Here is a 20,887-nt window from a genome sequence, read left to right as displayed (position 1 = left end):
CTCGGCGGTCTCGACATGTGGACCAACCAGCTCTTCGGCTTCTCCTTCTTCGGCACGCTGAAGCACGGCAAGACCGATGCCGCCTGCCTGGAGCCGGCCGCACAGCACCAGAAGATCGACTATCCGAAGCCGGATGGCGTCTTGACCTTTGACCGCCTGTCCTCGGTGTTCCTGTCGAACACCAACCATGAGGAAGACCAGCCGGTCCATCTGCAGGTGAAGGACATGGAGCTGCAGAAGCGCTCCGAGCACGATGTCTTTGCCGGCCCGTCGACGCGCTACTGTCCGGCCGGCGTTTACGAATGGGTGGAGAAGGACGGCAAGGACGTCTTCGTCATCAACGCGCAGAACTGCGTGCACTGCAAGACCTGCGACATCAAGGACCCGAACCAGAACATCAACTGGGTGCCGCCACAGGGCGGCGAAGGCCCGGTCTATCCGAACATGTAATGTTCGGGAGGCGGGCCGCACGGACCTCCGTGAAGAAGGCCGGCGACGGACCGGTCTATCCGAACATGTAATCCCACTCTTGCCCACTTATGCGCAGGCGATGCCACTTGGCATCACAACCGCCGGCAGTCAGCTGACGCGGCAATGGGATATCGAATAGGCGGGTGCGGCGTTCGGCTCGGCACGAGCAGTGCGCTGTTTTATCATCGCTGACGAACTCGACCCCAAAAAATTTGCGGCGCCGGAGGATTGTAATCGCCTGTCTGACGTGATTGCCGCCTGTAACGGCGCTGCATTCCACCCACGACCAATGAGCGGATCACCTGAAAGGTGCTCTCGGCGGTTACGACGGTACGTGACGGTACGCCATCGCTCTCTTGATCATATTTCCGAAGCCCACGCTGGGCGCGGTAGCTCCCCTGCCGTGGCATTTAGCGGGCGCCTAATCAGCGCTGAATCAAACTCTTATGTCAGGCAGTTCCGCCCTCCTTTACACCAATCGGCAGGATCGGCCGTAGGGGCCGACCCTCCGTCGAAGCAAAAGAGGATGCGGCATGTCAGTGGAAAAAGTGGATACGCTCGTCATCGGCGCCGGTCAGGCGGGCGTAGCGATGAGCGAACATCTCGGCAAGCGCGGCGTGCCCCATCTGGTGCTCGAAAAGAACCGCATCGCCGAGAGCTGGCGCACCGCGCGTTGGGATTCCCTCGTCGCCAATGGCCCCGCCTGGCATGACCGCTTTCCCGGCATGACCTTCCCCGGCGTCGACGACGATGCCTTCGTCCCCAAGGAACAGGTTGCCGATTACTTCGTCGCCTACGCGGAAAAGATCGAGGCGCCGATCCGTACCGGTGTCGAGGTCAAGAGTGTTCGCAAGGAGGGCGACACTTTCCGCGTCGAGACAACGGCGGGCGTGTTCGAGGCGAAGAACGTGGTTTCCGCCACCGGCGCCTTCCAGCGTCCCACCATGCCAGCCCTCGTGCCGGCGGCGGAAGGTCTCGTGCAAATTCACTCCAATACCTACCGCAATCCGGGCCAGTTGCCCGAGGGTGCGGTGCTTGTGGTGGGCGCCGGCTCCTCCGGCACACAGATCGCCGACGAGTTGCTGCGCGCGGGGAAACGCGTCTATCTCTCCATCGGCCCGCACGATCGGCCGCCGCGGCGCTATCGCGGCAAGGATTTCTGCTGGTGGCTGGGCGTGCTCGGGATCTGGGACCTCAAGGTGCCGGCACCCAATACGGAACATGTCACCATCGCCGTCAGCGGTGCCTATGGCGGGCAGACCGTCGACTTCCGCCGCCTTGGCGCACGCGGCATGGTGCTGCTCGGCCGGGCCGATGCCTTTGACAACGGCGTGCTGCGCATCGCGCCAGACCTGGCGACGAACATCGCGCTGGGCGATGCCAACTACCTCTCCCTGCTTGATCGCGCCGACGACTATGCTGCGAAAAACAATCTCGATCTGCCCGAAGATCCAGAAGCCCGCCGGAAGGAACCCGATCCGCTCTGCGTGAGCGATCCCATCCTCTCGTTGAACCTGAAGGAGGCTGGCATTGCTTCCATCATCTGGGCGACGGGTTACACGGTCGATTACAGCTGGGCGAGGCTTGATGCCTTTGACGAAAAGGGACGGCCGGTGCACGAGCGCGGCGTCTCAAGGGTGCCGGGCCTCTTCTTCGTCGGCCTTCCCTGGCTGTCACGCCGCGCCTCTTCCTTCATTTGGGGCGTCTGGCACGATGCGGATTACCTCGCAGGCTACATCGCCGAGAACCGGAGCAGGCGGACGGCCGAGACCGCAGCCGCGGCCTCCTGAGAGGCTGCGTCGGCGCCCGCACGGAGGAGGCGAGCATGCCATGATCCGAAACCCGAGCCCCGGCGGCAATGTCATCCACAGCCCGGATGGCGATGCCCTTTTCGCGCGTTCGAATCTGTTCCTTAATTGGCGGACCAAAAAGGATACGGATATGGTTCTGCGCTTCACCCTTCGCCAATTGGAATATCTCGTCGCGGTCGGGGAATATGGCTCCGTCACGGAGGCGGCCGAACGGGTGAATGTGTCCGCGCCGTCGGTCTCGGCGGCGGTCTCCCAACTCGAAAAGGAATTCGGCATCACCCTTTTCGTGCGCCGGCACGCGCACGGCCTTTCGCTGACGCAGGCCGGCCGCAGCTTCGTCGACCAGGCGCGACAAATCCTTTCCGAGGCGGCCAAGCTTAATGCGCTTTCCAATGAACTGACCGGGCAGGTGCGCGGGCCGCTGCACGTCGCCTGCCTCGTCACCTTCGCGCAGGCCGTAATCCCGGCGCTGCGCCGTGCCTTTTCCGATACCTATCCGGACGTTGATTTCTTCCAGTACGAGCGCGACCAGGCCAGCATTCTCGAAGGGTTGCGCATGGCGCGCTTTGATATCGCGCTCAGCTACGACCTCGACATTCCCGCCGACATAACGTTTCACGAGCTTGCCGTGCTGCCGCCTTATGCCGTGCTGCAGGCGGATCACCCGCTTGCGGGCCACCGCGAGGTGACGGTGGAGGACCTCGCCTCCCACCCGATGATCCTGCTCGACCTGCCGCACAGCTCGGCCTACTTCCTCTCGCTCTTCCGCGATGCGGGCCTGACGCCGCACATTGTCGAGCGCACGCGCGACATGTCCGTGATGCGCGCCATGGTCGCCAACCGGTTCGGCTATTCCATCGCCAACATAAGGCCGGTCTCCGCCTATGCGCCCGACGGCAACAAGCTGGTCTTTGTGCCGCTCTCCGGCAACCTCCGTCCCATGCGCATGGGCATACTCGCCATGGGCGGGGCGAGCCCGGCGCTCACCGTTCGGCGCTTCATCGATTTCTGCGGCGAAAAGATTGGCGACATGGTCATGGACCTGCCGGCTTCCGCCGACGCCCCCCGAGAACAGAAAGGCAGTTCATGACCACGACCACCGACTGGCGCGCCCGCGCCGCGAGCCTGAAATTCCGCAATGGCCTCTATATCGACGGCGGTTTTCGCGAGGCGGCGAAGGGCGGGCGGTTCGAAACCGTGAACCCCGCCAATGCGCAGGTGCTGACGGACGTCGCCCGCGGCACCGCGGAAGACATCGACGCCGCCGTCACTTCGGCCCGCCGCGCCTTCAAGGATGGCCGCTGGTCGGGCAAATCGCCGGCGGAGCGCAAGGCGGTGCTCCTACGGCTTGCCGCCCTCATTCGCGAAAACGTGCCGGAACTCGCCCTGCTCGACACGCTTGATATTGGCAAGCCTATCAGCGACAGCTCCACAATCGACGCGCCCGGCTCGGCGCACTTCTTCGAATGGCATGCGGAGGCCATCGACAAGCTCTATGACGAGATCGCGCCCACTGGCCGCGGGGATCTCGCCATGATCCGCCGCGTGCCGCTCGGCGTCATCGGCGCCGTCGTGCCGTGGAACTTTCCGCTGGACATGGCAACCTGGAAACTCGCGCCCGCGCTCGCCACCGGCAATTCCGTCGTGCTGAAGCCGGCCGAACAGTCGCCGCTCTCCGCCCTCATGCTGGCGGAACTCGCCTCCGAGGCCGGCCTGCCGGACGGCGTGCTCAACGTCGTGCCCGGCTTCGGCGAAGATGCCGGACGTGCCCTTGGCCTGCATCCGGATGTCGACGCGCTTGTCTTCACCGGCTCGACCAACGTCGGCAAGCTCTTTATGACCTATGCCGGCGCAAGCAACATGAAGCAGGTGTGGCTTGAGACCGGCGGCAAATCGCCGAACCTCGTTTTCGCCGATGCCGATCTCGACAAGGCGGCTGGGATGGCGGCCTTCGGCATTCTGTTCAATTCCGGCGAGGTCTGCTCGGCCAATTCGCGCCTGCTGGTACACCGCTCCGTGCAGGAGGAATTCACCCAGAAGCTGATCGAGGCTGCCGCCGCCTGGCCGCTCGGCGATCCGCTAGATCCTGTCACCCGCATGGGGCCTCTGGTCGAGAAGACCCATGCCGACCGCGTGGCAAGCTATATCGACATCGGCCGCTCGGAAGGCCGGCTGGTATATGGCGGCAATCGCGAGACGCGCGACGGCTCGGATTGCTACATCCAGCCGACCATCTTCAACGAGGTGTCGCCGGATGCGCGCATCGCGCGGGAGGAGATTTTCGGCCCCGTGCTCGCCATTACGCCCTTCGCTAACGACGAGGAGGCGCTGCTGATTGCCAACGACAGCGAATACGGCCTCGCCGCCTCCGTCTGGACACGGGATCTGTCGCGGGCGCTCTCCGTTTCGGACAGGCTCCATGCGGGCACGGTCTCGGTAAACACCGTCGATGCGCTCTCCACCATGACGCCCTTCGGCGGCATGAAGCAGTCCGGTTTCGGCCGCGACCTCTCGATTCACAGCTTCGATAAGTACTGCGCGCTGAAAACGGTTTGGGTGAAATACTAGGCATCCGCCCGCTCTGGCTGCGGCGCGCCGCCAGGGATTTCAACCATCGAAGGTGCCGGTTACCGAATGCGTATTTCCTTGCGAACGGTGACCGGCGTCGGTCTCTTCACAAGCATCTGAAAATAAATAGGAATCCTCCAGATGCCTTGGAGCGGTTGTGTTTTCGCGCGTAGGTTGATTTTGCAACATCGCCACACGGCGGCCGCTGATTAGCCTGAACCTAATCCATGTTTCCAGAACGCGTCATTTACCGTTTGCGCTTCGTCAAATCCAATAGTCGATATAATCCTCTACAGGAGCATTGAGAATGCCCCATACTCGCGACAGCAAATACGACATTCTGTTCGAGCCCGTCCCAATCGGTCCCCACGTCGCGAAGAACCGGTTCTATCAGGTGCCGCATTGCAACGGCGGCGGTTACCGCGACCCCTCCGCAGCCGCGGCCATGCGCGGCATCAAGTCCGAGGGCGGCTGGGGCGTCATCTTCACCGAGCAGACCGAGATGCACCACACCTCGGAGATTACGCCCTTCATCGAGCTGCGGCTTTGGGAGGACAAGGATATTCCGGGCCTGCGCCGCATGTCCGACGCCATGAAAGTGCATGGCGCGCTCGCAGGTATCCAGCTCGCCTATTCCGGTATCAACGGCCCGAATTTCTACACGAAGGAGGTGCCGCTTGCGCCCTCGGCCCTGCCGATCCGCACCTTCACCAACGATCCGGTGCAGGCCCGCGCGCTGGACCTCACGGACATCAAGAATCTGCGCCGCTGGTTCGTCAACGCCGCCAAGCGCTCGAAGATGGCCGGTTTCGACCTCATCTGTCTTTACGGCGCGCACGGCTTCGGCATCTTCCAGCACTTCCTGTCGCGCGCCACCAACCAGCGCACCGACGAATACGGCGGGAGCCTGGAAAACCGCTCGCGCTTTGCACGCGAGGTGGTGGCCGATATCCGCGAAGCTGTCGGCGATACGACGGCGATCACCATGCGTGTCAGCCTCGACGAGACGATTGGTGAACTCGGCTTCTCCAATGCCGAGGTGCGCGAATTCGTCGAGATGAACGCTGACCTGCCTGACCTCTGGGACTTGGCGCACGGTGCCTGGGAAGACTGTTCCGGCCCGTCGCGCTTCAAGGAGGAGGGCGCGCAGGAGCTTCTGGTCAAGGGCATTCGCGAACTCTCGTCGAAACCGGTGGTCGGCGTCGGCCGGTTCACCTCGCCGGACGTGATGGCGCGCATGGTGCGTCAGGGCATTCTCGATTTGATCGGCTGCGCCCGTCCGTCCATCGCCGATCCCTTCCTGCCGAAGAAGATCGAGGAAGGCCGGATCGAGGACATCCGCGAGTGCATCGGCTGCAACATGTGCATCACCGGCGACATGACCATGTCGATCAGCCGCTGCACACAGAACCCGACTTTCATGGAGGAGTGGCGCAAGGGCTGGCACCCGGAACGCATGAACGCCAAAGGCGAGAGCCAGACGGTGCTCGTTGTCGGCGCTGGCCCGGCCGGTTTGGAGGCCACCCGTGCCCTCTCGCTGCGCGGCTATGACGTGACGCTGGCCGAAGCCACCACGACGCTTGGCGGCCGCGTGGCGCGCGAACGCCTTCTGCCCGGCCTTTCCGCCTGGGGCCGGGTGGTTGACTACCGCCAGTACCAGATCGGCCAGCGCACAAATGTCGAGACCTATTTCGACAGCCGGCTGACCGCCGAGGATGTGCTCGCCTTCGGCTTCGAGCATGTCGCCATCAGCACCGGCTCACACTGGCGCCGCGACGGCGTTGCCCGCCAGCATGTTGTGCCGATGCCAATCGATGGGGCGATGACGCTCTGGACGCCGGACGACATTATGGCGAAGAAGCATCCGGAAAACCTCACCGACAAGACCGTCGTGGTCTATGATGACGACCACTATTACATGGGCGGCGTGATGGCTGAGGTGATGGCGAAGGCCGGCGCCAAGGTCATCCTCGTCACGCCCTCGGCCTATGTCTCGGATTGGACGCGCAACACGCTGGAACAGGGCGCTATCCACGTGCGCCTCGATGATCTCGGCGTCGATATTCGCCTCAACCGCGGTGTCACCGCTATCCGCGCCGGTGAGGTCGAGACCAACTGCACCTATACCGGCCGTCGCCGCGCGGTCAGCTGCGACGCCGTCGTGCTGGTCGGCTCGCGCACGTCCGAAGATGCGCTCTATCACGACCTTCTCGCCCGGCAGGACGACTGGGCTGATGCCGGCATCAAGAGCGTCAAAATCATCGGCGATGCGGCCGCGCCCGCGCCGATCGCCTGGGCGACCTATGCCGGCCACCGCTATGCGCGGGAACTGGATACGCCGGATATCGGTGATGCCCTGCCGTTCCGCCGCGAAGTTACCGAACTCGGGCCGATGTGAGGAAATGCGGATGAACCAGTCCAAGGCCATCGAAGTAAAATCGGTTTCGAAGTATTTCGGAGCCTATCAGGCGCTGAAGTCGGTCAGCTTCAACATCGGCAGCAACGAGTTCTTCACGATGCTCGGCCCGTCTGGTTGCGGCAAGACCACGCTGCTGCGGATGCTGGCCGGGTTCGAAAGCCCGAACAGCGGCTCCATCCAACTGAACGGCCGCGAGGTGGTTGCCATCCCGCCGCACAAGCGCCGCGTCAACACCGTCTTCCAGAGCTATGCGCTCTTCCCGCACATGACGCTGGAACAGAACGTCGCCTACGGGCTCGAAAACCTCGGCTGGGACCAGACGCGCATCCGCAATCGTGTCGGTGAGATGCTGGAACGGGTGCACATGAGCCAGATGGCAAAGCGCAAGCCCGCCCAGCTTTCCGGCGGCCAGCGTCAGCGCATAGCGCTCGCCCGCGCTTTGGCACCCGAGCCGGAGGTTCTCCTGCTCGACGAGCCGCTTTCCGCCCTCGATCTGAAACTCCGGCAGGCAATGCGCGATGAGTTGCGCACCCTGCAACGCGACACCGGCATTACCTTCGTGTTCGTAACCCATGACCAGGAGGAGGCGCTCGATATGTCGGACCGCATCGCTGTGCTCGGCGGCGGCGAGGTGCAGCAGATCGGCACGCCGACGGAGATCTACGAGGAGCCCGTCAACCGGTTCGTCGCCGATTTCGTCGGCGAGACGAATTTTCTCGATGTGGACGTCGTCGAAACCGCGGCCGGACAGGCGACCATTCGCACGCCCTTCGGCGTTGCGCTCACCGTTCCCGCGACCGGCCATGCCGCCAAGGGTCGCGCGATACTTTCGGTGCGTCCGGAAAAGATCAACCTCGGCGACCAGGCGCAGGGTGTCGTTTTCGAGGGCCGGATCACCAACAAGAACTACATGGGCGGCTATACCCACTACACGCTGGACGTTGCGGGAACCGAGTTGCGCGCCTCGCGTCGCAACGCCTCGCGTGAGGGAGACACCATCCCGCTTGGCGCGACCGTTCCGGTGGGCTTCGTCGCGGGTTCCGCGCGGGTGCTTGCGGCATGACCGACAGCGTCCTCCATGCCACCGCCGAAGCGGGCCGCGCGCCTCGCGTCCGTTTCTGGCATGATCCTTCCTTCTGGGGCCTGCTGCCGTCCCGGCTGCTGATGGGTTTTGCTCTGATCCTGCCCATCTTCATCATCGCTGCCGTCTCCGTCGCGACACGTGGCGCGCATGGCGGCTTCGCGTGGGATTTCAACCTCGCCGGCTACCGCCAGATCCTCTTCAATGAGGGCTGGACGGGCGAGTTGGAATTCACCCCGCAATACCTTCTGATCATTGTCCGCACCTTCCTGCTGGCTGGCGCGACGACACTGATCTGTCTGCTCTTTGCAGTGCCGGTTGCCTATTTCATCTCGCGCCAGCCGCCGGGCCGTAAGGCGGCGCTGATCTATCTGGTGACTTTGCCCTTCTGGGCCTCGATGATCTTGCGTGTCTATGCCTGGATGATCATCCTCGGCAAGGACGGCACGCTGCCGCGCCTGCTCGAATACCTCGGCCTTCCTTCTGGCATGAGCCTCATGTTCAACGACGGGGCGACGCTGACGGCAATGGTCTACACCGCCATGCCGTTGATGGTGCTGCCGGTCTTTGCCTCCATCGAGAAGCTCGACGGCACGCTGATCGAAGCTTCGCACGACCTTTACGGCAGCCGCTGGGTGACGCTGCGCCGGGTGATCCTGCCACTGACGGCCCCCGGCATCGTTGCCGGCGCCATCCTCGTCTTCGTGCCCTCGCTTGGCGCGGTGCTGGAGCCCTCGCTGATGGGGGGCGGCAAGCAGATGATGATGGGAACGCTGATTCAGCTCCAGTTCGGCGGTGGCCGCAACTGGCCCTTCGGCGCAGCTATCGCCATAACGCTGATGGCACTCGTCATGGGCTTCCTGATCTTTGCGGCGCTGCGCGCCGCCCGCCGGGAGGCCGCGCTATGAGCACTCGCCACGATGTCAAACGATATCCCGGCCTTGGTCCGCTGTCGGTTCTGTTCTTCGTCTACCTTTACGCGCCGCTGGCCGTCGTCGTGATCTACTCCTTTAACGCCAACAACATCGCCGGCGTCTGGACGCATTTTTCGCTTCAGTGGTATTCCTCGGCGCTTCGCAATACGGCGCTGATAAACGCGCTGAAAACCTCGCTGACGGTGGCCGCCATCGCAACCGTCGTCTGCACTCTGGTCGCGCTTTGTGCCGCCCTTGCCATTATCCGCGGCAAGAACGTCCGCTTCCGCAAGCTCTCGGAAACAATCGTCAACCTGCCGCTACTCTTGCCGGAAATCGTGCTGGCGGTCGCCACGCTGATCCTCTTCTCGCTGATCGACGTGCAGAATGGCGTGATCCGGCTGACCATCGCCCACTCCGCCTTCTGCACGCCCTTCGCTTTCCTGCCGATCCGCGCACGCCTGCAGGGCATGTCGCTGGATTTCGAAGAGGCGAGCGCCGATCTCTATGCTGACCGCTGGACGACGTTCCGGCGCGTGACACTGCCCCTCATCTTTCCTGGAGTCTTTTCCGGGGCGATGCTCGCCTTCCTGATCTCGATGGACGACTTCATCACCTCGAACTTGTTGTCGACGGGGGGCACGACGACGCTGCCAGTCTACATCTTCTCGCTCATTCGCAGCGGTACCTCGCCGGAACTGAATGCGATCGCCACGCTCCTGATCCTTGCCTCGCTGGTCCTCGCTACCGTCGCGCTTCTAGTGGCGGCGCGAGGCAACCGCGACAATGCCTGAACCAAAAAACAAAGAGAGGAACAGCACATGAAAAAATACCTGACAGCCACCACCCTCGCGCTTTGCTTCGCCACAGCCGCCCAGGCCGAGGGACAGCTCAATCTCTATGTCTGGACTGATTCAATCTCACCCGCTGTCATCGAGAAATTCGCCAAGGAATATGACGTAAAGGTCAATGTCGACGGCTACACCTCGAACGAGGACCTCCTGACTAAGCTGCAGGCCGGCTCCTCCGGCTATGACATCGCCACGCCCTCCCAGCACTTCCTGCGCGTAATGATCGACGAGGGGTTGGTCGAGAACTACGGGGCCAACAAGCTCAAGGCGTACGAGAACATCGAAGCGCGCTGGCGCAATCAGTGGTGGGACGAGAAGCAGGAACACTCGATCCCGATCGCCTACGGCACCGCCGGCTTCGTCGTGAACACCACGCAGTACAAAGGCCCCACCGACAGCTTCAAATATTTCTTCGAGCCCGACGGCGAGCTGAAGGGCAAGATCGCGATGCTCTCTTATCCCGACGAGGTGATTGGCGCGGCCCAGCTCTATCTCGGCATTCCCTTCTGCACCGAGGACCAGGCGGAGATGAAGAAGGTGCTGGACCTCCTGATGGCACAGAAGCCGTCGGTGGCGGTCTATTCGTCCGACAACATTGCAAGCCGCCTCGCCTCGGGCGAGGTTGCTGCTCACTTCTGGTGGGACGGCGAGGAGGTGAAGGCCCGGACCAAGGGATCGCCCTTCGCCCTCGCCATGACGAAGGAGGGCATGGTCGGCTGGCTCGACAGTATGGTGATCCCGAAGGGGGCACCAAACCGCGACAATGCGATCAAGTTCATCGAGTTCATGTCTCAACCGGAAAACGCCACTGAACAAATGAACTTCTATGCTCACTCTTCGCCCATGAAACTGGTGCAGGAAAAGGTCGTCTACAAAAAGGAAAACGCGCCGGAGCTCTATCCGGAAGTGCCCATCGTCTTCTCGCGCACCTGCTCGCCCGCCGCGCAGGATCTCGTTACCCGCGTGTGGACCCAGCTCCTCCAGTAAAACCGTCGCGGGGGCGTTTGCCCCCGCTTCCTCTCATTTGGCAGGGAGCCGCCGATGACAGCCGATCTCATCATCGTGAACGCCCGTGTGCGTGCGATTTTTGCACCCAAGGGAACGACCGCCATCGCCGTTGCCGGTGGGAGGATCCTGGCACTCGGCCCGGATGAGGCCATCCGAGCTCATGCCGGCACCACCACCCATGTGATCGATGCGGATGGACGCGAATTGCTGCCGGGCTTCATCGAGAGCCACCTGCACCTCTTCATGGGCGGGGCGACGCTTACCATGCTCAACCTCGGGCCAACTTTCGGCTTCGAGGCGACCCGCGACGCCCTTCTCGGTTTCGCTGCCGCCAACCCCGGTGACGACATCCTCTTCGGCTATGCCGTCAACTACGTGATTTTCGGCGAAAACCGCAGGCCCGACCGCCACCTTCTCGACGCGATCGTTGCCGACCGCCCTCTCTGCCTCCTGTCGACGGACCTGCATTGCGCCTGGGCCAACACCCGGGCGCTGGAGCTGGCCGGCATCCTCCAGGGGGCGGATGTCGGGCCGGGGGCGGAGGTGGTGATGGGCGAAGACGGGCTTGCCAGTGGCGAGCTACGCGAATTTGCCGCCATGAACCGCGTGCAGATGCTTTCCCGTCTCAAGGGGCGCGACGGCCTCCACTACGAAGGCGGCAAGGTCTCGGAGGAAGATCGCATCCACGACAAGGGGCTGATCCGCAGAGCCGGCGACTATTGCGCCCGAAACGGCATCACCACCGCCGTCAACATGGACGGCAATGCCTATCAGGCGGGCCTCATGCGTGAGCTGGCGCTCGCCGGCGAGATGCCGGTGCGCGTGAGCCTGCCGCTCCGGCTGGAGCAGCGCCACGGCCCGGAAGGCGTCGCCCAGATCGATGACTTCGGCCCCGACGTGCCGGGCTGGCTGCGTTTCGGCCGTATCAAGCTGTTCATGGATGGCGTCTACGACACCTGGACGGCACTGACCGTCAGCAATTATCCCGACCGGCCCGGCTTCCGCTCCGAGCCGTTGATCGCACCCGACATTTTCAACGCCATGTGCATCGAAGCCGACCGCCGCGGTCTCCAGGTCGCGACCCATGCCGTCGGCGACGGTGCAGTGCGCGCGACCATCGACGGCTACGAGACCGCCCGCACGGCGAATGGCGCTCGCGACGCCCGCCATCGCATCGAGCATATCGACACGATCACGCCCGAAGACCTCGACCGGCTGAAGCCGCTCGGCATCATTGCCTCCATGCAGCCAGTGCATCCGCCGGGCTCCGCCGGCCTGCCCCTCGAACCAACGACCACCATCATGGGCCGCGACCGCTGGCCAACCGCCTTCCCCTGGCGGATGATCCGCGACCGCGGCGTGCCGCTCGCCTTCGGCACGGACTGGCCGGTTTCGCCGCTCTCGCCGCTCTACGCGATCCATTGTGCCCTGACGCGAAAACCCTGGACCGCCGACATACCTGACCAGCGCGTCAGCCTCGACGAATGCCTGATCGCCTATACCGCCGGCGGTGCCTATGCAGACTACGCCGAAGACAGCCGCGGCCAGCTGAAACCCGGCTTTGACGCCGACCTGGTGCTGATCGATGGCGCGCTGGAGGGCCTGGCCGAGGCCGAGGACGCCGCCCGCGTGGCACTGACTGTCTGCGGCGGCAGAATCACCCATGACGGTAGGCCGTGATGGAAACTTTCGATCACATTGTGGTCGGCGCAGGCTCGGCCGGCTGTGTCGTCGCCAACCGCCTGTCGGCCCGTTCGTCGAACCGGGTGCTGGTGATCGAGAACGGTGGCGGCGACCGGGACCTGCGTGTCAAGGTGCCGGCCGGCATTCTTGCCATGTACGGCCGCCCGCGCTTCGACTACGGTTTTGTCGGCACGCCCCAGCCCGAACTCGACAACCGCCGCATCCCGGTCAACCGCGGACGCATGCTTGGCGGGTCGTCCGCGCTGAACTCCATGCTCTACATCCGCGGCGCGCGGCAAGACTATGACGAATGGCGCGACCTCGGCTGCGAGGGTTGGGGCTGGCAGGACGTGCTGCCCGTCTTCAAGGATCTCGAACACAACCGGGTCGGCCAGGATCCCGCGCTGCACGGCACGAGGGGCGAGCTCTATGTCGACCGCCCGAAGGATCCGAACCCGGTCTGTCAGGATTTTATCGCCGCCGGCGAGATGCTCGGCCTGCCGCGCAACAGCGATTTCAACGGCCCGAGCCAGTTCGGCCTCGGCGTCTATGACCTGACGCAGAACAACGGCATTCGCTTTTCCGCCTACAATGCCTTCCTTGAGCCGGTGCGCGACCGCCCGAACCTCACGGTCTGGACCGGCACCGAGGTCCGCCGCCTGATCCTCGACGGCGCGCGCGTGACCGGCGTCGAAGTGTTGCGCGACGGGCAGCCCGTCACCGTCCTCTGCCGCGGCGAAATCGTACTGTCGGCCGGTGCCATCGGCACGCCGGTCATCCTCATGGCCTCCGGCATCGGTCCGGGTGCGGCCCTGCAGAAGGAGGGCATCACCGTCGCCCGCGACCTTCGCGGCGTTGGCCAGAACCTGCGCGATCATGTCGACGGCATGATCACTGTGCGCAGCCCGTCCACCCGGACGCTCGGCATTTCCTGGCGCAATGCCGGCAAACTGCTTGCGGCGCCGTTCCGTTTCGCGGTCGGTCGCAAGGGGCTCCTCTCCACCAACTACGTTGTTGCCGGTGGCTTCGCGAAGACCCTCTATGCCGGCGAGCTGCCCGACGTGCAGTTCCACTTCGTGCCCGGCTATCGCAGCCATCGCGGCCGTCTTGTCGAATGGGGGCATGGCTTTGCCATACACACCTGCGTGCTGCGTCCGAAATCGGTCGGCGAGGTTCGAATTTCCCGCAAGGGCGGGCGTCTTGTGCCGGAGATCGACCACCGCTTCTTCAGTGATTTCGATGACGCCCGCGTGCTGGTGGAAGGCATCAAGCTCGCCCGCGCGATCTTCGCCGCCCCACCGATGGCGGGCCTTGAGGGCCGCGAGATCCTGCCCGGCCCGGATGTGCGGACGGACGAGGAAATCCTCGCCTATCTGCGGGCCGAGGCACTGACCGTCTATCACCCCGTCGGCACGGCCAGGATGGGCCGTGACGCCATGGCCGTCATCGATCCCGTCTCGATGAAGGTGTTCGGGATTGAAGGGCTGCGCGTCGCAGACGCCTCGGTCATGCCGACGCTGATCGCCGGCAACACCAATGCGCCGTCGATGATGATTGGCGAGAAATGTGCCCGCGCGATGCTGCGACCGGCGGCGCACGCTGGTCTTTGATCCCGCCCGGCGCGTAGCTTTTTCCAAAGCACGGGCTCGGCAAAAACGACTTTAACCGCCGGGACGCGGCTCGCTAGTATCCGCGTCCGGCCCCACCTTGCGCAACAGGAGACAGACATGCCCGTGCATACCCGCATCCGCCCCTTCAACACCAAGGAAACGTACCCCGAGCAGAAGCTGAACAACGATCTCTGCCAGGCCGTGGTGGCGCGCGGCGCGACGGTTTTCGTGCGCGGGCAGATCTCGCAGGATCTCGACACACGCGAGAGCCTGCATATCGGCGATGCGGCCGCCCAGGCGCGTAAGGCGATGGAAAACATTAAGATGCTGCTGGAAGAGGCGGGCTCAGACCTCAGTCACATCTGCCGCGTCGTCGTCTACCTCATCGACGTCCGCTACCGAGAGGACGTCTATCAGGAGATGGGCAAGTACCTGAAGGGCGTCTTTCCGGTTTCGACGGGCCTCGTTGTCTCGGCACTTGCCCGGCCGGAATGGCTGGTCGAGATCGAAGCGACCGCCGTCATCCCCGACCAAGCCTGACGGAGGGCGTCATGACCTTTTCCGTTTCCGGCCGCTGTACCGACACCGGTATGTTCGGTATTGCAGTCTCCTCCTCCTCGCCCAGCGTTGCGGCGCGCTGCGCCCATGTGCGCGCAGGCGTCGGCGCCGTCTCGACCCAGAACATCACCGATCCCCGCCTTGGCCCGCAGGGCCTGGAGCTGATGGCGAGCGGCCTTTCCGCCGAAGCCGCGCTCGCACGTCTCGTCGCGGAAGCTCCTCATATCGAATACCGCCAGCTCGCCCTCGTCGACGCCGCGGGTCGGACGGCGGCCTATTCGGGCGCCAGGACCCTCGGTTCCCATGCGGCGGCCCAGGGTGACAATGTCGTGGCCGCTGGCAACATGCTGACCACGACGGGCATCCCGCAGAAAATGGTCGAAGCCTTCGAAGCCACGAAGGGCAAGCATCTCGGCGACCGGCTGATTGCCGCGATGCGGGCCGCAGTCGCGGCCGGCGGTGAGGAAGGCCCCATCCATTCCATGGGACTTGTCATGGTGGACAAGGTCTCCTGGAACGTCGCGGACCTGCGCCTCGATTGGACCGAAGGCGACCCGGTCGAGGAATGCGCAGCACTCTGGGCGCGCTGGCGCTTGGAAATGGACGCCTACGTCACGCGCGCGCTCAACCCCACACAGGCGCCGAGCTACGGCGTGCCGGGCGATCTTTGAGGAGCGGAACGATGCCGAACCTCGCGCGGCGGACTGGCACATGATCCCGTCGACACCGGAGATCCTCGCGCGGCTCGTTGCCGAGCCGACGGTCTCGCGCACCTCGAACCTCGCCCTGCTGGACTATGTCGAAAGCTTGCTTCAGCCGGCCGGCGCCCGCATTGAGCGCTTCACCCACCCGGACGGCAGCCGAGCCAATCTCTGGGCGACCATCGGGCCCGACGGGCCGGGAGGCGTGGTGCTCTCGGGCCATACGGACGTCGTGCCGGTCGAGGGGCAGGACTGGAGTGGCGATCCTTTCAAACTGACCGAGCGCGACGGACGGTTCTACGGGCGCGGCACGGCCGATATGAAAGGGTTCGTCGCAGCGGCGGTGCGCGCCGTCCTCGTTGCCTCCGGCGAGCTTCTGAAGCGCCCGCTGCATCTGGCTCTCTCCTATGACGAGGAAATCGGCTGCATCGGCGTGCGCGGCATGATCGACGAACTTGCGGCGCGGTCGGCGCGGCCAGCGCTCTGTATCGTCGGCGAGCCCACAGGTATGCGGATCGCCACCGGCCACAAGGGCAAGATGGCCCTGCGCGCTTGCTGTTACGGGCTGGAAGGGCATTCGGCGCTGGCCCCCAATGCGCTGAACGCCCTGCATCTTGGCGCCGCCTTCATCACCGCCCTAAAGACCCGTCAGGAAGGACTGGCCTTCCAGGGGACCACAGACGCTGACTACGACATTCCCTATTCCACCATCCATGCCGGCATGGTGCGTGGTGGCACCGCGCTCAACATCGTGCCAAATTGCTGCGAGATCGATTTCGAAATCCGCAACATCGCCGAGGACGATCCGCACGACATCCTCGCCGCCATTCAATCCGATGCCCAGAACATCGCCGCGCCCTATCGCAACCGGTTTCCGATGGCCTGTATCGAGATCGAGCCCGTGTCCGGTTATCCCGGCCTCAACTCTGGCGCCGACGCGCCGGCCGTGCGCCTCTTGCGGCAGCTTCTCGGCGATGACGGACCCACGCTCAAGGTCGCCTTCGGCACTGAGGGTGGGCTCTTTAATCAGGCGTTCGGCGTCTCCACGGCGATCTGCGGTCCTGGTTTCATGGATCAGGGGCACAAGCCCGACGAATTCGTCAACGTTGATCAGCTCGGACGGTGCGACAGAATGCTGGCGCGGTTGATCGATGAACTGAGAACGAGCCTATCGAACGTCTAGCGAGTGTCATGCACCGTTTGGCGCAGTTGTTTTCAGTTTAGAGCAAGTGGGCCATGAACTTGCGCGAGTTGGCTCACGCTTTCTCGCCGCATCTGGGTACGAGCGTGATGGAGACCCGCATCCGTATGGCGACCACCGCAGCTGAATATGCGATCCGCGTTCTGAGTGCGCGGGCGCCATTGCATTCTCTGTTCCGGAAAGCGAGTCAGAGATTGTCCTCGAGCCCGAAAGCACGGCCTGGATAGCCCCTAGATTTGTAGACGCCTTCTTTCCTAATTTTGAGGTAGGAGGCCTTTATGGGCAAAGCCAATTTCAGCGACGATTTCAAACGTGACGCGGTGCGTCAGATTACCGAGCGAGGTTATCCGGTTGCGGAGGTTTCGCAGCGGCTCGGCGTCAGCCAGCACTCTCTCTACGAGTGGAGAACTCGCTCGACCGGCAGTTCGACGTAGCGGCTCCGGACAGAGTGTGGGTCACCGACTTCACCTATATCCGAACCTGCGAGGGCTTCGCCTATCTCGCGGTCGTCATAGATCTCTATTCCCGGCGTGTGATCGGTTGGGCCATGCAGAGCCGCCAAACTACGGATGTCGTATTGCAGGCGCTCCTCATGGCCGTGTGGCGACGCAAGCCAAAGAACCAGGTGCTGATCCATTCAGACCAACGCTCGCAATTCACCAGAAGCATGTTGTAAGTTGAGGGCGAACATCGGCAGTCCTAAGAAAAATCGTAGGAGTAGCGCTTTCGTAGTCAGTGTCGAACGACCGCTTTGGGGGCCGCAAGGTGGCGCTTAGTCCGCATTCGGAGGGCTCAGGACCGGTTGGGGCTCTGATACTCGGTCTCGCGGCGGGATTCTTCGAGCCGGTGTTTTTTTGGCGTCATCGATCGACTTGTGCATGTTGTGTCTCCGGGATCCAGCGCCGACGGCAAGTTCTAAGCCGCCGGAATTTCCCGAGGTCTTGCACGATCGAGCGACGTCATGTTTGAGGATCTTAGGACGAAGGAAGCCGACCTCTCGCGACCCTTATACGGCTCGTTGTCGAGATGTTCACGGTCTGTGCGTCTAAGATCACATAATGTATCGACGGGACCCCGGCTGGGATGCGGGGCTACGAGGCGCGCGAGGCAAATCTCGAACAAAGGCTTGTTGCGTCATTTTTGCCAACGATGTCGCGGGACAGGACCAATTCCTACGATTTTTCTGACTATTGTTGGACTAAATGTCCCCGGCCTGCCACAAGTCCTCGAGGACGCGATTGCCGTTATCTTTAGAACGGGGTCGGGCGACCGATTGACGTCACGTTGCTGCCGCGAGATCACGCTGGCCGTCCTTCTATTTATTGCCGTCGGAAACCGGTCGATAACGGTAGCGGGTACGTCTTTTCCGTCAGATCGATCCGCGGACATGCGGCTTTTCGGATCCAAATGACACCTTCGGTGTACGTGAACTCACGACCGCGATGTTGATGGGTCTCCTGGATCGGAAATCTGTATAGCCCTGCAGCGATCCGTGTCGTTTGGCGGTCAGTATGGTGGCATCGCCGGTTCGATTCCGGTCAAGGCGAGCAATGCGCGGAGGCCGTGCCTCTCAAGTCCGCGCAAATTCCAACAATGGCGCGAGATCATGATTATCCGCTGCGCGTAGGGTTGCGACGTAGCGGGTTCGCAGTTCGCCAACATCAGCGAGAGTTCCGCCGCCCCAACTGAAACGTTCTCCACCCAGGCGTTCGATTAGAAGGTCGGCTGCTAATCGGGCGTGGCGGCCATTTCCGTTTGGAAAAGGGTGAATGGCGACCAGGCGATGGTGAAATCTTATCGCAATCTCATCCGCCGTAAATGTCTGGTGCTCGATCCAATAGCGGACGTCGCTTAATAGGCTCGCGAGCTCCATTCCGATGCGGTAGGCTTGGACGCCGATATTGTGTTCCGTCATTCGGAACGCGCCTGCCCATTCCCAGACGTCGCCAAGCATTGATATGATATATCGACTAAAATATCAGGCTATAGACTGTGATTCAGAGGCATAAATCAATCCTATAGTATGAAAATGCAGCTGTGAGCGGCGAATAGGAGGTCACCCTCCTGGGGTCCTGGGCTTTTTCTCCATATGCTCAGGTTTTGTGCGGTCGGGTTCGCATAATGTATCGTCAGGAACGGCGCGAGTTCGCTTGCCGGGGAGGGCGGTGTAGGTTTCTCTATCGGCCCTTGCCCGCTATGGACAGCCCGAGTTCGCTCTTTGCTTGGTTCCGATCTTGAAGGGAACGCTTGGTCTTGGCGGATGATGGACCGCAACTTTCAAAACGCGCCGCGAGTTCGAGAGGTGATTGATCTTCGCGTGGAAATCTTCATGGCCGCAAGTCTACCCTGAGGAGTCCTCGCCGAGCAAAATCCAGGTGCTCCGACGCTTCAGTAGCGCCCACGCTGATGAAGTTGTCGATCGAGATTCTGCTAACGTCCGCCCCACTTCTGCCCAATGGGGCCGCAACGATCTTGGCTTCCATATTTGGAGATACAACACTATGCCGACCCGGCGACATTTCCTTATCAGCTTCGTCACCACGCCGATTGTGTTGCCGAGCCTAGGCCATGCAGCCGGCACTCCGGTGGAGTTGCCGCTTACGGCTAGTTGCGGTGATGATCACGAGCTGACGCCGGCACAGACCGAAGGCCCGTACTTTACCCCGGAGAGCCCTGAAAAACAGGACTTCGCAAGCGATGCACCGGGCGGTGAAAGGCTGACGCTTGCTGGTTACGTACTCACCAAGAATTGCCAGCCGGTAGCGAAAGCGTTGATCGAGCTATGGCACGCTGATGAGAGCGGCACCTACGACAACATCGGATACAAACTCCGCGGACATCAATTCACAGATGCAGATGGCAAATGGTGGTTCGAGACGATCGTGCCAGGGCTCTATCCTGGTCGCACCCGGCACTACCACGTGAAAGTCCAGCGGCCCGGCGGGAGCGTGCTAACGACGCAACTCTATTTTGCCAATGAGCCTGGCAATGAACGTGACCGCATATTCAACGCAGCCTTGTTACTCGATATCAGGGCGACCAGCGACGGAAAATTCGGCCGCTACGACTTCATAGTGGCGTAGCTGGCGCGTTGCATCCACCAAGTGTTCACCTCGTTGCTCACTGCCGCGCAGTCCCTTTAATAGGCATCCCATTTGGAGGCCGCCTGACAGCTGTTGATTTTCTAGTTACATGGCCATTTTCCTGAAACTTAGGTCAGGTCATGTTGGTGGAGCCGAAGGGAGTCGAGACCACGACCGCCGCTGTCCCATCGCGGCGCTTCCCAGCTGACCTAAGACCCCATTCCGCCCTGTAGATTCGAGGATCGGCCGAGCGTGCCAGTACATCCGTGGTCATACATCAAGGTGGATGCCTCTCGCGGATCATGAACCGATCCCTATTCTTTGCAAGGGATAGCTGTTGGGTCTGGCCCGATGCCGTAACTGGTGGCGAAGGGGGAGAGCTTACTCGGTCGATCCGGCACCTTGAACCTCGGCTCCACGCCGTTCGATCGCAGATATTTGCGGATGATATTTCGGGACAGGCCGGTCCTGCAGCAAATCTCCCGGATCGATAAATGCTCTCGAAAATGCCAGCGTCCGATCACGCTCAATAACGCCATGTCGATCACTAGGATGACGTCTGCTCATGGCCGGACGACGCCCGCAGTTGCCTCCGGCGCAACTCGATCGCGTTGCCGGCCTATGGAAGTTCGATCTCGCCGTCCACCACGTGGTTGAGTTCGGTGCCTTCCGCCGTCAGCGTCATGCGGACCTTCAACTTCTTGCCGCCGATCTGCCTTTCGCGCACGGTCTCCTCGATCTTGGGCTGGGATGTGACGCCGACTTCCTTCAGGAACTTGCGGATCGACATGTTGAAGGCGTCTTCACTCATGGCGGAACTCCTCTCCTATCCGGGAAGGATTGTAAGGGAAGGCAAGCCGTCAAGGAAGGACGGTGCCGCCCCCCCCCGCGCCATAGAAATAGACCCCGAGCCAGGAGGAGGGGGTCT

At 62.6% G+C, this 20,887-nt stretch carries 17 protein-coding genes and 3 pseudogenes; 17 read left to right on the top strand and 3 right to left on the bottom strand.

Features of this window, described 5'->3' with window-relative positions:
* From BBX50_RS23315 to BBX50_RS23240, 16 genes and pseudogenes are all read left to right on the top strand, one after another.
* A partial coding sequence (locus tag BBX50_RS23315) for a 4Fe-4S dicluster domain-containing protein (RefSeq protein ID WP_202619044.1) occupies window positions 1-450 on the top strand: 450 nt, incomplete at its 5' end.
* Between the two features lie 554 nt (window positions 451-1,004).
* Complete coding sequence (locus tag BBX50_RS23310) at window positions 1,005-2,261, top strand: NAD(P)/FAD-dependent oxidoreductase (RefSeq protein WP_065777698.1); 1,257 nt, start codon at window positions 1,005-1,007, stop codon at window positions 2,259-2,261.
* A 151-nt stretch (window positions 2,262-2,412) separates the two neighbouring features.
* On the top strand, window positions 2,413-3,372 hold the full coding sequence (locus tag BBX50_RS23305) for a LysR family transcriptional regulator (protein ID WP_065777701.1): 960 nt from the start codon (window positions 2,413-2,415) through the stop codon (window positions 3,370-3,372).
* Complete coding sequence (locus tag BBX50_RS23300; RefSeq protein ID WP_065777697.1) at window positions 3,369-4,850, top strand: aldehyde dehydrogenase; 1,482 nt, start codon at window positions 3,369-3,371, stop codon at window positions 4,848-4,850. The genes BBX50_RS23305 and BBX50_RS23300 overlap by 4 nt, the downstream gene beginning before the upstream one ends.
* Window positions 4,851-5,157: 307 nt before the next feature.
* Window positions 5,158-7,248, top strand: a complete 2,091-nt coding sequence (locus BBX50_RS23295; protein ID WP_065777696.1) for an FAD-dependent oxidoreductase — start codon at window positions 5,158-5,160, stop codon at window positions 7,246-7,248.
* 10 nt (window positions 7,249-7,258) lie between these two features.
* Complete coding sequence (locus BBX50_RS23290; RefSeq protein WP_065777695.1) at window positions 7,259-8,332, top strand: ABC transporter ATP-binding protein; 1,074 nt, start codon at window positions 7,259-7,261, stop codon at window positions 8,330-8,332.
* Window positions 8,329-9,258 carry an ABC transporter permease gene (locus BBX50_RS23285; RefSeq protein ID WP_201723513.1) on the top strand — a complete coding sequence of 310 codons (930 nt, stop codon included), beginning with the start codon at window positions 8,329-8,331 and terminating at the stop codon, window positions 9,256-9,258. Before BBX50_RS23290 ends, BBX50_RS23285 begins: the two co-directional genes overlap by 4 nt.
* A complete protein-coding gene (locus tag BBX50_RS23280) occupies window positions 9,255-10,058 on the top strand; it encodes an ABC transporter permease (protein WP_065777694.1) in 804 nt (267 codons plus the stop codon). Before BBX50_RS23285 ends, BBX50_RS23280 begins: the two co-directional genes overlap by 4 nt.
* A 27-nt stretch (window positions 10,059-10,085) precedes the next feature.
* Window positions 10,086-11,102, top strand: a complete 1,017-nt coding sequence (locus BBX50_RS23275) for an extracellular solute-binding protein (RefSeq protein ID WP_065777693.1) — start codon at window positions 10,086-10,088, stop codon at window positions 11,100-11,102.
* 54 nt (window positions 11,103-11,156) lie between these two features.
* A complete protein-coding gene (locus BBX50_RS23270; protein WP_065777692.1) occupies window positions 11,157-12,803 on the top strand; it encodes an amidohydrolase in 1,647 nt (548 codons plus the stop codon).
* On the top strand, window positions 12,803-14,416 hold the full coding sequence (locus tag BBX50_RS23265; protein ID WP_065777691.1) for a GMC family oxidoreductase N-terminal domain-containing protein: 1,614 nt from the start codon (window positions 12,803-12,805) through the stop codon (window positions 14,414-14,416). The genes BBX50_RS23270 and BBX50_RS23265 overlap by 1 nt, the downstream gene beginning before the upstream one ends.
* 117 nt (window positions 14,417-14,533) lie before the next feature.
* Complete coding sequence (locus BBX50_RS23260) at window positions 14,534-14,956, top strand: RidA family protein (protein ID WP_065777690.1); 423 nt, start codon at window positions 14,534-14,536, stop codon at window positions 14,954-14,956.
* Between the two features lie 11 nt (window positions 14,957-14,967).
* Window positions 14,968-15,645, top strand: a complete 678-nt coding sequence (locus tag BBX50_RS23255) for a DUF1028 domain-containing protein (RefSeq protein ID WP_065777689.1) — start codon at window positions 14,968-14,970, stop codon at window positions 15,643-15,645.
* A 40-nt stretch (window positions 15,646-15,685) separates the two neighbouring features.
* Window positions 15,686-16,858, top strand: a complete 1,173-nt coding sequence (gene argE / locus BBX50_RS23250; RefSeq protein WP_065777688.1) for an acetylornithine deacetylase — start codon at window positions 15,686-15,688, stop codon at window positions 16,856-16,858.
* A gap of 296 nt (window positions 16,859-17,154) precedes the next feature.
* Window positions 17,155-17,310 carry a transposase gene (locus BBX50_RS23245; protein ID WP_083213784.1) on the top strand — a complete coding sequence of 52 codons (156 nt, stop codon included), beginning with the start codon at window positions 17,155-17,157 and terminating at the stop codon, window positions 17,308-17,310.
* Window positions 17,277-17,537 (top strand): annotated as a pseudogene (locus tag BBX50_RS23240) (DDE-type integrase/transposase/recombinase); the annotation flags it as partial. The gene BBX50_RS23245 and the pseudogene BBX50_RS23240, both read left to right, overlap by 34 nt.
* Before the next feature lie 909 nt (window positions 17,538-18,446).
* Here the strand turns inward: BBX50_RS23240 and BBX50_RS23235 are convergent.
* Window positions 18,447-18,830, bottom strand: a pseudogene (locus tag BBX50_RS23235) (mobile mystery protein B); the annotation flags it as partial.
* A gap of 352 nt (window positions 18,831-19,182) precedes the next feature.
* Between BBX50_RS23235 and BBX50_RS23230 the strand changes: the two are divergent.
* On the top strand, window positions 19,183-19,959 hold the full coding sequence (locus BBX50_RS23230; protein WP_320410514.1) for an intradiol ring-cleavage dioxygenase: 777 nt from the start codon (window positions 19,183-19,185) through the stop codon (window positions 19,957-19,959).
* 365 nt (window positions 19,960-20,324) lie between these two features.
* Here BBX50_RS23230 and BBX50_RS29510 read toward each other — a convergent pair.
* A pseudogene (locus BBX50_RS29510) lies at window positions 20,325-20,498 on the bottom strand (IS21 family transposase); the annotation flags it as partial.
* A gap of 80 nt (window positions 20,499-20,578) precedes the next feature.
* Entirely contained in the window at window positions 20,579-20,770 is a 192-nt protein-coding gene (locus BBX50_RS23225; RefSeq protein WP_065777686.1) for a DUF6494 family protein, read from the bottom strand.
* Window positions 20,771-20,887: the final 117 nt, after the last annotated feature.

It is taken from the genome of Ensifer sp. LC11 (genome assembly GCF_001695835.1).
Lineage (GTDB): Bacteria > Pseudomonadota > Alphaproteobacteria > Rhizobiales > Rhizobiaceae > Ensifer.
Note: the sequence above shows the minus strand (reverse complement) of the source record. Positions and strands in the feature narration are given on the sequence as shown.

What these genes read in the sequence shown, in the direction of transcription:
- BBX50_RS23310 (WP_065777698.1), top strand. Translation starts at nt 1,005, where the DNA reads ATGTCAGTGGAAAAAGTGGATACGCTCGTCATCGGCGCCGGTCAGGCG.
- BBX50_RS23305 (WP_065777701.1), top strand. Translation starts at nt 2,413, where the DNA reads ATGGTTCTGCGCTTCACCCTTCGCCAATTGGAATATCTCGTCGCGGTC.
- BBX50_RS23300 (WP_065777697.1), top strand. Translation starts at nt 3,369, where the DNA reads ATGACCACGACCACCGACTGGCGCGCCCGCGCCGCGAGCCTGAAATTC.
- BBX50_RS23295 (WP_065777696.1), top strand. Translation starts at nt 5,158, where the DNA reads ATGCCCCATACTCGCGACAGCAAATACGACATTCTGTTCGAGCCCGTC.
- BBX50_RS23290 (WP_065777695.1), top strand. Translation starts at nt 7,259, where the DNA reads ATGAACCAGTCCAAGGCCATCGAAGTAAAATCGGTTTCGAAGTATTTC.
- BBX50_RS23285 (WP_201723513.1), top strand. Translation starts at nt 8,329, where the DNA reads ATGACCGACAGCGTCCTCCATGCCACCGCCGAAGCGGGCCGCGCGCCT.
- BBX50_RS23280 (WP_065777694.1), top strand. Translation starts at nt 9,255, where the DNA reads ATGAGCACTCGCCACGATGTCAAACGATATCCCGGCCTTGGTCCGCTG.
- BBX50_RS23275 (WP_065777693.1), top strand. Translation starts at nt 10,086, where the DNA reads ATGAAAAAATACCTGACAGCCACCACCCTCGCGCTTTGCTTCGCCACA.
- BBX50_RS23270 (WP_065777692.1), top strand. Translation starts at nt 11,157, where the DNA reads ATGACAGCCGATCTCATCATCGTGAACGCCCGTGTGCGTGCGATTTTT.
- BBX50_RS23265 (WP_065777691.1), top strand. Translation starts at nt 12,803, where the DNA reads ATGGAAACTTTCGATCACATTGTGGTCGGCGCAGGCTCGGCCGGCTGT.
- BBX50_RS23260 (WP_065777690.1), top strand. Translation starts at nt 14,534, where the DNA reads ATGCCCGTGCATACCCGCATCCGCCCCTTCAACACCAAGGAAACGTAC.
- BBX50_RS23255 (WP_065777689.1), top strand. Translation starts at nt 14,968, where the DNA reads ATGACCTTTTCCGTTTCCGGCCGCTGTACCGACACCGGTATGTTCGGT.
- argE (WP_065777688.1), top strand. Translation starts at nt 15,686, where the DNA reads ATGATCCCGTCGACACCGGAGATCCTCGCGCGGCTCGTTGCCGAGCCG.
- BBX50_RS23245 (WP_083213784.1), top strand. Translation starts at nt 17,155, where the DNA reads ATGGGCAAAGCCAATTTCAGCGACGATTTCAAACGTGACGCGGTGCGT.
- BBX50_RS23225 (WP_065777686.1), bottom strand. Translation starts at nt 20,770, where the DNA reads ATGAGTGAAGACGCCTTCAACATGTCGATCCGCAAGTTCCTGAAGGAA.